Consider the following 12,426-nt stretch of genomic DNA (forward strand, 5'->3'; position numbering starts at 1 on the left):
TGACCTTTGCAAAATTTAACCGTTGCACTTGATGCAATGGGCGGGGACTTCGGTCCACGCGTTACAGTGCCTGCCGCCGTGCAGGCACTGTCACATTTCCCAGAGCTAAAAGTGATCTTAGTGGGTGATCAACATCAGATCGCTCAACAACTCTCCCTACTTGGTTATTCTGCCAATGCTCGTTTAAGTATTGTGCACAGTGACCGAGTTATCTCTAACTCTGAAAAACCTTCGTTGGCATTACGCAATAGTGCTGGTAGTTCCATGGGTATGGCGATTGATCTGGTTGCCGATAACCAGGCGGATGCTTGTGTCAGTGGTGGTAACACCGGTGCCCTGATGGCGCTATCCCGTTTTCGTCTTAAACTGTTACCTGGTATTGATCGTCCGGCGTTGGTTTCTGCTTTACCTACGGTATCCGGCGGTAAAACTTGGATGCTGGATCTCGGTGCCAATGTGTCGAGTGATGCGGATTCTTTGTTCCAATTTGCGGTGATGGGAGCGGCGCTAGCTGAGCAACATTTACGCCACGCACCTAGAGTTGCCATTTTAAATATCGGCGCAGAAGAGATTAAAGGTAATGACCTGGTTAAGCGCTGCGCGGAGATGCTGACCCAAACCCAAGAGATCAATTTCATTGGTTATATTGAGGGCAATCAGCTATTAACCAATAGCGCAGATGTGATAGTGTGCGATGGCTTTGTGGGAAATGTCTGCCTTAAAGCGTGTGAAGGAACAGCGCAACTCTTTATCGATAAGTTAAAAAAATCGCTTTTAGCCTCATCCATAAAGGGTTGGATTGCAAGAAAACTGTTTTCTGAGCTCTTTACTGAATTAAAAACCCTGAACCCCGACCAGTATAACGGCGCAAGTTTGCTAGGATTGCGCGGCATTGTCATTAAGAGTCATGGAAGTGCTGATGTATCCGCTGTTGTCAATGCAATTTGTGAGGCGGTGCATGAGGTGAAACGACAAGTACCCAGCCGTATAAGCGATCGTTTGGAAGCGGTTTTACTCGAGAGGCATTATTAGTCTTCATGTATAGCAAAATTTTAGGTACTGGCAGCTACTTGCCATCTCAGGTGCGTACTAACGCAGATTTAGAGAAAATGGTAGAGACCAGTGATGAGTGGATTGTTGCTCGTACTGGTATCCGCGAACGTCGCATTGCCGCTGACAATGAAACGGTGGCCGATATGGCTTTCTATGCGGCACAAAATGCGATAGCAATGGCCGGTATCGATAAAAATGATATTGATATGATTATCGTTGCCACCACCAGCGCGAGTCACGCTTTCCCCTCCGCTGCTTGTCAAGTGCAAGGTAAGCTGGATATTAAAGGTTGCCCTGCATTTGATTTGGCGGCCGCTTGCTCTGGTTTTATGTACGCGCTCTCGATTGCCGATCAACAGGTTAAATCTGGGGCATGTAAAAATATTTTGGTGATCGGTGCGGATGCACTGTCCAAAACTTGTGATCCGACCGATCGCTCCACGGTTATTTTGTTTGGTGATGGCGCAGGTGCCGTAGTGGTTGGAGCCAGCAATGAGCCAGGTATTCTTTCAACGCATATCCACGCCGATGGTCAATTTGGTGATTTATTGAGCCTTGAAGTGCCTGAACGTGGTGGCAGCAGTGATAAATGGCTGCACATGGCGGGTAACGAAGTATTCAAAGTGGCAGTGACACAACTGTCTAAATTGGTGGTCGATACGCTGCAAGCCAATAACATGGATAAATCAGAGCTGGATTGGTTGGTTCCCCATCAGGCTAACTATCGGATTATCTCGGCGACAGCGAAAAAACTGGCTATGTCATTAGATCAAGTGGTGGTCACGTTAGACCGCCACGGCAATACGTCGGCAGCGACAGTGCCAACGGCATTGGATGAAGCGGTACGTGATGGGCGTATTCAGCGCGGGCAAACTCTATTGCTCGAAGCGTTTGGTGGCGGTTTCACTTGGGGCTCGGCGCTGGTGAAATTCTAAATCCACAATCAATGTTGATTTTAAGGAGTCGTAAGGCTCCTTATCCATTATGAGATAAAGGAAAGAGTTATGAGTAAGTTTGCTATCGTATTCCCAGGTCAGGGCTCGCAAGCGGTTGGGATGCTGGCTGATCTTGCACAGCAATATGAGGTGGTAAAACAGACTTTCGCACAAGCGTCTGAAGTGTTGGGTTACGATCTATGGGCTCTGGTGCAAGATGGACCGATCGAAGATCTCAACCAAACTTTTCACACTCAGCCAGCTCTGCTCGCGGCTTCGGTGGCGATTTGGCGTGTATGGCAACAACTAGAATTACCACAACCGGCGGTATTGGCTGGTCACAGTTTAGGTGAATATTCGGCATTAGTCTGTGCGGGAGTGATCGATTTTAAACAAGCGATCAAGCTGGTTGAGCTGCGTGGACAATTGATGCAACAAGCGGTGCCTGCTGGTACCGGTGCGATGTATGCAATTATTGGCTTAGATGATCAAGCCATTGCCAAAGCTTGTGCTGATGCAGCGCAAGGTGAAGTGGTTTCTCCGGTCAACTTTAACTCACCAGGCCAAGTGGTGATCGCTGGTCAAAAAGATGCGGTAGAGCGTGCCGGTGCTCTGTGTAAAGAAGCGGGTGCTAAGCGTGCGTTGCCACTGCCGGTTTCTGTGCCATCACATTGTGCGCTGATGAAGCCTGCTGCCGATGAATTGGCAAAAACTTTAACAGAGCTTGAATTCAATGCGCCACAAATTCCCGTCATCAATAACGTGGATGTGATTGCCGAAACCGATCCGGCTAAGATTAAGTTGGCACTGGTTCGCCAGCTCTACAGCCCAGTACGTTGGACCGAGTGTGTGGAACAAATCAGCGCTCAGGGTGTCGAAAAACTGCTTGAGATGGGACCAGGTAAGGTATTGACTGGTCTGACTAAACGTATTGTCAAAACCCTTGAAGGAGCTGCGGTGAACGATGTGGCTTCTTTGGATGCGTTAAAATAATAACAGGAATAAAACATGACTCAATTCATGAGCTTAGAAGGCAAGGTCGCCCTAGTAACCGGCGCGAGCCGCGGTATTGGTAAAGCGATTGCTGAATTGTTGGTTGAGCGCGGTGCGCGAGTGATTGGTACTGCGACGAGCGAAAGTGGCGCGCAAGCGATTAGCGACTACTTAGGTGATAATGGCAAAGGCATGGCACTGAACGTGACCAATCTTGAGTCAATCGAAGCGGTAGTGAAAACCATCGCAGATGAGTTTGGTGGCATCGATATTTTGGTTAACAACGCTGGTATCACCCGTGATAACCTGTTAATGCGTATGAAAGAAGAAGAGTGGTCAGACATTATTGATACCAATCTGACTTCGATTTTCCGTCTATCTAAAGCCGTATTGCGTGGCATGATGAAAAAACGCCAAGGCCGCATTATCAATGTCGGTTCGGTTGTGGGTACGATGGGCAACGCAGGTCAAACAAACTATGCTGCAGCGAAAGCGGGTGTGATTGGTTTTACTAAATCGATGGCACGTGAAGTGGCATCGCGTGGCGTAACAGTGAACACTGTGGCTCCGGGGTTTATTGAAACGGATATGACCAAAGCGCTGAATGATGAGCAACGTGCAGCAACCTTAACCCAAGTTCCAGCTGGGCGTTTGGGCGATCCGCGTGAAATAGCATCAGCGGTGGCTTTCTTAGCCTCACCAGAAGCAGCTTACATCACCGGTGAAACACTGCATGTTAACGGTGGCATGTACATGATCTAAACGGCTTGCTTCATGATCCGGTACTGAACTGTCGAGTTGTGAGGCGAATTTAGATGAAAAGTGTCGATAACATGCACGATGTTTATGCATGACTTATATCAAATATGGTGTGAATTTCGGTTAAAGTCGGCTAATTTGTGGTTAGACCAGAAACCTCACACTTGCAACTTTCCCTAGTTCGAATAAACTACGGAATCATCGCATTAGGCGAAATCTGTAAAGGAAAAGAAAAAATGAGCAACATCGAAGAACGCGTAAAGAAAATCATCGTTGAACAGCTAGGTGTAGACGAAGCAGAAGTGAAGCATGAATCTTCTTTCGTTGATGATCTGGGTGCAGATTCTCTTGACACTGTTGAGCTAGTAATGGCTCTGGAAGAGGAATTCGATACTGAAATTCCTGATGAAGAAGCAGAGAAGATCACGACTGTTCAAGCTGCGATCGATTACGTGACCAACAACGCTCAGTAATCTCTCCCCAGGCGGCCTACTGGCCGCCTGAATTTTTATTAGTTCTCAACACCCTCTCATTTCAATTTCAATTCCGGAGAATATGATCGTGTCCAAGCGTCGCGTTGTTGTCACTGGCATGGGTATGTTGTCACCGGTAGGCAACACGGTAGAGTCATCTTGGCAAGCTTTGTTAAACGGCCAAAGCGGTATCGTCAACATTGAGCATTTCGACACTACCAATTTTTCTACTCGTTTCGCAGGGTTAGTCAAAGGCTTTGACTGCGAACAGTACATGTCAAAAAAAGATGCCCGCAAAATGGATTTGTTTATCCAGTATGGTATTGCGGCGGGTATCCAAGCTCTACAAGATTCGGGTTTAGTCGTCACGGAACAAAATGCGACACGCATTGGTGTTGCGATTGGTTCTGGGATCGGTGGTCTTGAACTTATCGAAACGGGTCACCAAGCATTAATTGATAAAGGCCCACGTAAGGTTAGCCCTTTCTTTGTGCCATCGACCATTGTCAACATGATTGCTGGTAATTTGTCGATCATGCGCGGTTTACGTGGCCCTAATATTGCTATTTCAACCGCTTGTACCACTGGCCTACATAATATTGGCCATGCAGCACGCATGATTGCTTACGGCGATGCGGATGCGATGGTCGCAGGTGGCGCTGAAAAAGCCTCTACACCTCTGGGTATGGCTGGTTTCGGTGCAGCAAAAGCACTTTCAACTCGTAACGATGAACCGCAAAAAGCTTCTCGTCCTTGGGACCAAGATCGTGATGGTTTCGTGTTGGGTGACGGTGCGGGTGTGATGGTGCTCGAAGAGTATCAACACGCGAAAGCGCGCGGTGCGAAAATTTACGCCGAAGTGGTTGGTTTTGGGATGTCTGGTGATGCTTATCACATGACTTCACCAAGTGAAGACGGCTCTGGTGGCGCATTGGCGATGGAAGCTGCAATGCGTGATGCGGGTGTGACTGGCGAACAAATTGGCTATGTCAATGCGCACGGTACTTCCACACCGGCAGGCGATGTTGCTGAAGTGAAAGGCATTAAGCGTGCTTTAGGTGAAGCGGGCAGCAAACAAGTGCTGATTTCTTCCACCAAATCGATGACGGGTCATTTGCTTGGGGCGGCTGGTTCTGCTGAAGCAATCATCACAGTAATGTCATTAGTTGATCAAATCGTCCCTCCAACCATCAATCTGGATAATCCAGAGCCTGGTTTGGATGTCGATTTGGTACCGCATGTGGCGCGTAAAGTCGAGAATATGGAATACGCGATGTGTAATTCATTTGGCTTTGGTGGCACTAACGGTAGCTTGATTTTCAAACGCATGTAAAAACTTCACCACTCTTTACTTGAGTTCACACGGCTTGATGCATAGCATTGAGCCGTTTCTTTTTATGGAGTCCGAGCATGTACTGGGTGAATGGAAAGCGAGGTAATGAGCGACCGATTGATGATCGTTCTTTTCAATATGGCGATGGTTGCTTTACCACTCTACTAACTCAGCACGGTCAAGCGCTGCTTTGGCCGCAGCATCAAGCCCGCTTACAAGCTTGCCTTAAAGCGCTACATATTACCGAGCCCGATTGGTCAGCGGTGTGGCAAGGTGTGCAGGCGATGATACGCAGTGATGCGCAAGCAGGGATAAAAATTCATATTAGCCGAGGTACCGGCGGACGTGGTTACAGTCCTACTCAAGTTAGCGAATCCAGTGTTACTATTAGCGCGTTTGCTTTTCCTAGCCATTATGAGCAGTGGCGTAACGCGGGTGTGTCATTAGGCATTTGCCAGCAGCGAATGGGGTTAAATCCGCTGCTGGCTGGACATAAACATAATAATCGTTTGGAGCAGATTTTACTCAAACGTGAAATGGATGTGGCGGGTTGGGATGATGGTGTTTGTTTAGACATCGATGACCAAGTGATTGAAACTACTGCTGCCAATTTATTCTGGTGTAAAGATGGCCAGCTTTATACCCCTAGTTTACACCATGCCGGCGTTGCCGGTGTTGCACGAGGTCAGATACTCAAACTTGCCCAGCAGTTATCGATTCCGCTAGTGATTGACCGGTTTGGTATCGAAAGCTTGTTGGCGGCAGATGAAGTGTTCATTACCAATGCGTTACTGGTGATTGCGCCAGTGACACAGATAGGTGAACACTCGCTGGATATAGGTAGTATGACGCGACGTTTTCAGGAGAGTAGTAATTCGTGATTAAAAAGCTAGTATTGATTTTTGTCGTTCTGATCTGCGCTGCCGTAGGCAGTTATGCTTATTTTGTCAAACAAATGAATAACTATCTTGCGCAGCCTTTGCTGATAGAGCAAGCCCAGTTGGTGACCATAGCTCCTGGGACAAGTTTGAATCGAGAGCTGACAGTGCTCACCGAACAAGCGTGGATCAATGCCAGTTTTGTTGCCGATTGGGTGCGTCGCTTTCATCCTGAGTTATCGCAAATTAAAGCCGGGACATATCAATTACAACCTAACATGAGTCTACAGCAAGCTTTGGCTTTGTTGGTGGCCGGTAAAGAGCATCAATTTGCGGTGACCTTTGTTGAGGGTAGCCGTTTCCAAGAATGGCGTACTATCTTGGCCAATAATCCTTATATTACCCAGCAATTAACGGGGCTTTCGGAGGCGGAAATTGCCAAGGCCTTGGGGTTGCAACATGAAAAATTAGAAGGCTTATTTTTGGCTGAAACTTACCATTTTATTAAAGGTACTAGCGATTTAGACATTCTCAAACGTGCTAATCAAAAGTTAGAGCAGTTTTTGCAGGTGACTTGGGAGCATCGCCAAAAAGGCTTACCGATTCAAACCGCTTATGAAGCTTTGATTTTGGCTTCCATTATCGAAAAAGAGACCTCGATTGCTGATGAACGTGAGCGAATTGCCGCCGTGTTTATCAATCGGCTTAATAAGCGCATGCGGTTACAGACCGATCCTACGGTGATCTACGGTATGGGAGAAGCTTATGATGGCAATATTCGCAAGAAAGATTTACGAGAACGCACTCCATATAATACCTATGTGATCAATGGATTACCGCCAACTCCGATCGCCATGCCCGGTGAGGCTTCGATTTATGCGGCATTAAATCCGGAACAAAGTGATTACCTTTACTTTGTGGCGAGCGGTGAGGGCGGACATAATTTCTCGAAAACACTCGCTGACCATAATCGTGCGGTACGTAATTATCTTAAAAAACTTAGAAAAAAAACATGAACGCAAAATTTATCGTAATCGAAGGGCTTGAGGGCGCTGGAAAGAGTACCGCGATCCAAATGGTAGTGGAAACCTTACAGCAACATGGTATTCAGTCAATCGCCTGCACTCGTGAGCCGGGCGGGACCGTATTAGCCGAAAAGTTACGCGCCTTAGTCAAAGAAGAGCATCCGGGAGAAGTGTTGCAAGACATCACCGAATTGCTGCTCGTGTACGCTGCGCGGGTACAACTGGTGGAAAATGTGATTAAGCCGGCTTTAGCCCAAGGAACTTGGGTGGTTGGCGATCGGCATGATATGTCTTCACAAGCTTATCAAGGTGGTGGACGGCAGATTGCGGCTGCGACAATGCACAGTTTAAAGCAAACCGCACTAGGGGATTTTAAACCCGACTTAACCTTATATCTGGATATTGATCCGAAACTGGGTTTGCAGCGAGCTCGTGGCCGTGGTGAGCTGGATCGGATTGAAAAGATGGATATCGGTTTTTTTGAACGTGCTCGTCAGCGTTATCTTGAACTGGCCGACAGTGATGAGACGGTGGTATTGATTAATGCGGCTCAATCGATTGAACAGGTGACGACCGATATTCGCGTCGCGGTTGAAGCCTGGTTAAGTCAGATTAATCATGTCTAGTCTTACGCCTCTTTACCCTTGGCTTAGCCCTGTGTATCAGTCATGGCATACAACATTGGCAAGCGGACAGTTGGCGAGTGCGACCCTCGTCCAAGCGGCGGAAGGATTAGGTGCAGAAAGCTTGGTTGAGTCTATGGCTCGCAGCATCATTTGCGCCAGTCGTGACTCGCAGCCGTGTGGCTTTTGCCATAGCTGTGCTTTACTGCAGGCGGGTCATCATCCGGATCTGCATTATGTGCGACCTGAAAAGCCGGGTAAGGCGATTTCGGTTGATCAAATCCGGCATATTAATCGGATTGCTCAAGAATCATCGCAGCTCGCGGGTTATCGTTTGATTGTGATCGATCCAGCGGATGCGATGAACGAATCGGCTGCGAATGCGTTGCTGAAAACATTAGAAGAGCCACCTTTACACTGTTTGTTTATCTTAGTCACGTCCCGGATCCAGCAACTGCTACCGACCATTATCAGCCGTTGTCAACGCTGGGTGATCCCAAGCCCTACGCCTGATGTCGTGCAGGAGTGGTTACAAGCTCAGGCGATTGATGCGCCAGGCTATGCGTTGCATCTTTGTTCGGATTCACCACTGAAAACTCAAGCGTTTATGCAGCAAGGCGGGATCGCCAAGTATCGCGAGCTTGAAGCTCTGTTTATTGCGGCCGTTAACGGTGATGTTAATGCCCAATTAAAGTTTATTTCATTGATTAATAATGATTTAAACCAAGGACTTTATTGGGTTTGGTGCTGGCTAACGGATGCGCAAAAAATTCAGTTTGGGGTGCAGCAAAGCGATGCAACGCCACTTAGCGCCGAATTAGCCAACCGCCTGACTTATCATCAGCTTTATACCCAGACCGCGGCATTGCAAGCTCTCATCGATCAGCTGCGCCAATTTACTGGGTTGAATAGTGAACTATTGCTCCTGCAATGGTTTTATCAATGGATTAATGAGGAAATATGTTTGTAGATTCACACTGTCATCTCGACAAATTGGATTACCAAGATTTGCACACGGATGTGAATGATGTGATTACCAAAGCTCGACAAGCCAAAGTTGAGCACTTACTTACGGTAGGCGTTACGCTCGATGCTTTTCCGAATATGTTGGCCATGATTGAGCCCTTTGCTCAAGTATATGCTTCCTGTGGTGTGCATCCTTTAGATGTAGAGAGTGAGTTTTCGCTTGCCACATTCCTGCAGTATGCGCAACACCAGAAAGTGGTGGCGATTGGCGAAACGGGGTTAGATTATCATTATCAGCCACAAACCGCAGAGTTACAGAAATTACGCTTTCGGCAGCAGATCGATGTTGCGGTTGAGCTGAATAAGCCATTGATCATTCATACACGTGATGCCCAACAAGATACGTTACAACTGCTAAAGGCAGGGCGGGCGGAGCGCTGTGGTGGGGTGATCCACTGTTTTACTGAAGATTTGCCGTTTGCTGAAGCGGCGATTGATCTCGGTTTTTATATTTCGATTTCTGGGATTGTCACTTTTCGGCAAGCAACGGCGCTTAAAGAAGTGGTAAAAGCATTGCCTTTAGAACGGCTCTTGATTGAGACCGATTCACCGTATTTATCACCAGTCCCACATCGTGGCAAACAAAATCAGCCAGCGTATGTCGTCGAGGTCGCGGCGTATATCGCTCAGCTTAAAGGGATTTCACTTACCGAAGTCGCTGCAAAAACCAGCGAAAACTTCAGAAATCTTTTTTTGCGATGAGAACTATTGTTGCGTAAAAAATAAACGGTAAATGATTTTTTATCGGTTAAACATTATAACAAATTAAAAAATAGCGAACATTTAGGCTGATTGATGGAAAATGGAGCAAAAATCATCAAATTGTAAATTTGTTGCAAAAAATAACATACAAGGCGATTTTATTTATCCTGTGAAATTAATGCTTTTTTATTTTTTGTTATTAAAAACAATGACATGACTTGTGTTGGTGGTGTTTGGGTGTGAGCGGGTGACTGTGATCCGCCTATTACTTTGAAACTAAATTTCATTCCAAACTAGAAAAATTAACGGCCATCAATATATATTTAGAGCCGGAAAATATAATGCATGAGTGTTACATTTTTCATTCAGTACTGGCATTAAGGCTACGGGGGGCCGTCAGAACTGAACCATTCTAATAACTTTATCAGGAGCATAAATACATGAAAGCTTTCTTTAGTAAACTTTCACAATCAATTATGTTACCCATCGCACTGCTGCCTGCAGCGGGTATTATGTTGGGTATCGGGGGGAGTTTTACCAACCCTACCATGATCGAAGCGTACCAAATCGGTGTGCTGCAAGACGGAACCGTTCTAAATAGTTTCCTACAAGTTATGACTGCGGCGGGTGGTATTGTATTTGCTAACTTGCCAGTCATGTTCGCTTTGGCGATCGCGGTAGGTTTTGCTCGTGCCGAGAAAGGTGCAGCAGCACTGGCGGCGCTGATCTCTTACCTGGTAATGAACGTTGCGATTGCTAAGACTTTGGTTGTGGCCAACATGATCAACTTAGATACCAACACTGTGGTACTGATGGGTAGCGAATATCCAGGGGTACTGGCTGATATGCTGGGTATTTCTAATACACTAAGTATGGGTGTGTTTGGTGGTCTGATCGCTGGTGCGGTAACTGTGGTATTGCACAATAAATACCATGATGCCAAATTACCAGATTACCTAGGTTTCTTCGGTGGTGCTCGTTTCGTACCTATCATCAGCGCATTTGCTGCGCTGTTCTACGGTATTGTTCTGACTTTCATTTGGCCATTCTTTGGTGCTGCATTCGGTGCCATCGGTGCTGCGCTAGGTGAAATGACTGCATCAGGTCACGGTTACATTGCTTCTTTGATCTTCGGTATCATTGAACGTTCTCTGATCCCTGTTGGTCTGCATCACGTTTTCTACTTGCCTCTATGGCAGACTGAGATTGGTGGTACTGCTCAGATCGCTGGTGAGTTGATCAAAGGTACACAGAACATCTTCTTTGCTTCTCTGGCAACCGGTGATTTCTCTCAATTTACTTCAACTAACTTTATGACTGGTAAATTCCCGTTCATGATGTTTGGTCTACCTGCAGCTGCTTATGCAATGTATACCCTAGCAGATGACAACAACAAGAAAGCCGCTGGTGGTCTGTTGTTCTCAGTTGCTCTGACTGCATTCCTGACTGGTATTACTGAGCCAATTGAATTCACTTTCTTGTTCCTAGCTCCAGCGCTGTACTATGCGATCCACGTTCCTCTAGCGGGTCTGTCATTCATGCTGATGGATATGCTGAACGTTAAAGTGGGTATGACTTTCAGTGGCGGTTTCATCGACTTCAGCTTGTTTGGTATTTTGCCAGGTGTAACTGGTGCTGAAAACAACTGGTACTTTATCCCTGTAGTGGGTATTGCTTACGCATTCGTTTACTTCTTTGTCTTCCGCTGGTTCATCGTTAAATTTGATGTGAAAACCCCAGGTCGCAAAGGTAGTGCCGTAGCAGTAGTGTCTAAGCAAGATTACCATGCAGCAAAAGATGGCGCGGCTGGCAGCAATCAAAAAGCGCAAGACATGATTGAAGCTCTGGGTGGTGCAGAAAACATCGTTGATGTTGATGCATGTATCACTCGTCTGCGCATCACAGTAAAAGATGGTGCTCAAGTGAAAGATAACGATTTCTGGACTCAACAGCTTGGTGCTCGTGGTCTGGTTAAAGTTGGTGACACTGGCATTCAAGCCATCTATGGCGCTGAAGCTGCAGGTTACAAAGCTCAAATCAACGCTTTGCTTGGTAAGTAATGAGTATTGGTGACAAATTTAGAAGAACCGGAGCCTTTATCATCGACGTCATGGTGGCGAAGATGTTCACTCAGGTGGTGGTAACGGTTCTGATGGCGATGGTGACAGGGCTCTTTAGTGATAAAACTTCAGGGCTATCGTTAAACGATGCGATGGCTCTGCCAGTTTTGTTATTGATGATGCTGTTAATGTTATTACTGTTTATCGGTGTATATCTTGGTTTCGGTGCGATTTGCTTTAAGCAGATTGGCAAGTCACTGGGTAAATATCTGCTTCGAGTGGACAGTGGTGATTGGATCAAGCCGAAAGATTTGTCGTTATACTTAGCTCGCGAAAAAGAGAAGATAGTGTTTTTCTGCGCCACATTAGGATTGTATGCCGTTTATTCGGCAATTCAGTTCTACATGTATGGTGTTGAACCACTGCATGATACAAGAGCAAAGAAAAACGCTTGAACAATTGATACCCCGAAAGCCCGCAAAAAATGCGGGCTTTTTGTCGTTATCCCTAAACTAGCGTTTTTCGTGGTAGTGATAGGTGATAGCCTATTATCGGTAAATCATCCC

13 protein-coding genes are annotated in these 12,426 nt (G+C 46.5%); all 13 read left to right on the plus strand.

The annotated features are described in order from the left end of the window. Positions 1 to 6 precede the first annotated feature (6 nt). The 13 genes from plsX (at position 7) to OOK74_RS04215 (ending at position 12,315) form a co-directional block, all read left to right on the plus strand. Positions 7 to 1,032 (plus strand): phosphate acyltransferase PlsX, encoded by a 1,026-nt coding sequence (gene plsX, locus OOK74_RS04155; RefSeq protein ID WP_274722282.1) that lies wholly within the window; start codon positions 7 to 9, stop codon positions 1,030 to 1,032. Between the two features lie 5 nt (positions 1,033 to 1,037). After that, the gene (locus tag OOK74_RS04160; protein WP_274722283.1) at positions 1,038 to 1,988 is read left to right on the plus strand and encodes a beta-ketoacyl-ACP synthase III; all 951 of its coding nucleotides are present in this window, start codon (positions 1,038 to 1,040) and stop codon (positions 1,986 to 1,988) included. Positions 1,989 to 2,057: 69 nt separating this feature from the next. Next, complete coding sequence (gene fabD / locus OOK74_RS04165; RefSeq protein ID WP_278183158.1) at positions 2,058 to 2,981, plus strand: ACP S-malonyltransferase; 924 nt, start codon at positions 2,058 to 2,060, stop codon at positions 2,979 to 2,981. Positions 2,982 to 3,008: 27 nt separating this feature from the next. Then, positions 3,009 to 3,743 (plus strand): 3-oxoacyl-ACP reductase FabG, encoded by a 735-nt coding sequence (gene fabG, locus OOK74_RS04170; RefSeq protein ID WP_274722332.1) that lies wholly within the window; start codon positions 3,009 to 3,011, stop codon positions 3,741 to 3,743. Between the two features lie 233 nt (positions 3,744 to 3,976). After that, the gene (acpP, locus tag OOK74_RS04175; RefSeq protein WP_166013291.1) at positions 3,977 to 4,213 is read left to right on the plus strand and encodes an acyl carrier protein; all 237 of its coding nucleotides are present in this window, start codon (positions 3,977 to 3,979) and stop codon (positions 4,211 to 4,213) included. 88 nt (positions 4,214 to 4,301) lie between these two features. After that, positions 4,302 to 5,546: a beta-ketoacyl-ACP synthase II gene (gene fabF / locus OOK74_RS04180; RefSeq protein ID WP_274722333.1), complete on the plus strand. Its 1,245-nt coding sequence runs from the start codon at positions 4,302 to 4,304 to the stop codon at positions 5,544 to 5,546. Positions 5,547 to 5,623: 77 nt separating this feature from the next. Next, complete coding sequence (pabC, locus tag OOK74_RS04185) at positions 5,624 to 6,427, plus strand: aminodeoxychorismate lyase (RefSeq protein ID WP_274722285.1); 804 nt, start codon at positions 5,624 to 5,626, stop codon at positions 6,425 to 6,427. Continuing rightward, positions 6,424 to 7,440 (plus strand): endolytic transglycosylase MltG, encoded by a 1,017-nt coding sequence (gene mltG / locus OOK74_RS04190; protein ID WP_277206667.1) that lies wholly within the window; start codon positions 6,424 to 6,426, stop codon positions 7,438 to 7,440. Before pabC ends, mltG begins: the two co-directional genes overlap by 4 nt. After that, positions 7,437 to 8,075, plus strand: a complete 639-nt coding sequence (gene tmk, locus OOK74_RS04195) for a dTMP kinase (RefSeq protein WP_278183159.1) — start codon at positions 7,437 to 7,439, stop codon at positions 8,073 to 8,075. The genes mltG and tmk overlap by 4 nt, the downstream gene beginning before the upstream one ends. Then, positions 8,068 to 9,042, plus strand: coding sequence for a DNA polymerase III subunit delta' (locus tag OOK74_RS04200; RefSeq protein WP_274722289.1), 975 nt, complete (start codon positions 8,068 to 8,070; stop codon positions 9,040 to 9,042). The genes tmk and OOK74_RS04200 overlap by 8 nt, the downstream gene beginning before the upstream one ends. Then, positions 9,033 to 9,800, plus strand: coding sequence for a TatD family hydrolase (locus OOK74_RS04205; protein WP_278183160.1), 768 nt, complete (start codon positions 9,033 to 9,035; stop codon positions 9,798 to 9,800). The genes OOK74_RS04200 and OOK74_RS04205 overlap by 10 nt, the downstream gene beginning before the upstream one ends. Positions 9,801 to 10,240: 440 nt before the next feature. Next, positions 10,241 to 11,860 carry a PTS transporter subunit EIIC gene (locus OOK74_RS04210; protein WP_274722291.1) on the plus strand — a complete coding sequence of 540 codons (1,620 nt, stop codon included), beginning with the start codon at positions 10,241 to 10,243 and terminating at the stop codon, positions 11,858 to 11,860. Next, the gene (locus OOK74_RS04215; RefSeq protein ID WP_274722292.1) at positions 11,860 to 12,315 is read left to right on the plus strand and encodes a hypothetical protein; all 456 of its coding nucleotides are present in this window, start codon (positions 11,860 to 11,862) and stop codon (positions 12,313 to 12,315) included. Before OOK74_RS04210 ends, OOK74_RS04215 begins: the two co-directional genes overlap by 1 nt. The last annotated feature ends 111 nt before the right edge of the window (positions 12,316 to 12,426 follow it).

The sequence above is a fragment of the Vibrio misgurnus genome, assembly GCF_029635775.1.
Classification (GTDB): domain Bacteria; phylum Pseudomonadota; class Gammaproteobacteria; order Enterobacterales; family Vibrionaceae; genus Vibrio; species Vibrio chanodichtyis.

Coding starts and splice junctions, on each gene's coding strand:
- OOK74_RS04215 (WP_274722292.1), top strand. CDS start 11,860: ATGAGTATTGGTGACAAATTTAGAAGAACCGGAGCCTTTATCATCGAC.
- tmk (WP_278183159.1), top strand. CDS start 7,437: ATGAACGCAAAATTTATCGTAATCGAAGGGCTTGAGGGCGCTGGAAAG.
- fabD (WP_278183158.1), top strand. CDS start 2,058: ATGAGTAAGTTTGCTATCGTATTCCCAGGTCAGGGCTCGCAAGCGGTT.
- OOK74_RS04205 (WP_278183160.1), top strand. CDS start 9,033: ATGTTTGTAGATTCACACTGTCATCTCGACAAATTGGATTACCAAGAT.
- OOK74_RS04160 (WP_274722283.1), top strand. CDS start 1,038: ATGTATAGCAAAATTTTAGGTACTGGCAGCTACTTGCCATCTCAGGTG.
- fabG (WP_274722332.1), top strand. CDS start 3,009: ATGAGCTTAGAAGGCAAGGTCGCCCTAGTAACCGGCGCGAGCCGCGGT.
- acpP (WP_166013291.1), top strand. CDS start 3,977: ATGAGCAACATCGAAGAACGCGTAAAGAAAATCATCGTTGAACAGCTA.
- OOK74_RS04210 (WP_274722291.1), top strand. CDS start 10,241: ATGAAAGCTTTCTTTAGTAAACTTTCACAATCAATTATGTTACCCATC.
- OOK74_RS04200 (WP_274722289.1), top strand. CDS start 8,068: ATGTCTAGTCTTACGCCTCTTTACCCTTGGCTTAGCCCTGTGTATCAG.
- pabC (WP_274722285.1), top strand. CDS start 5,624: ATGTACTGGGTGAATGGAAAGCGAGGTAATGAGCGACCGATTGATGAT.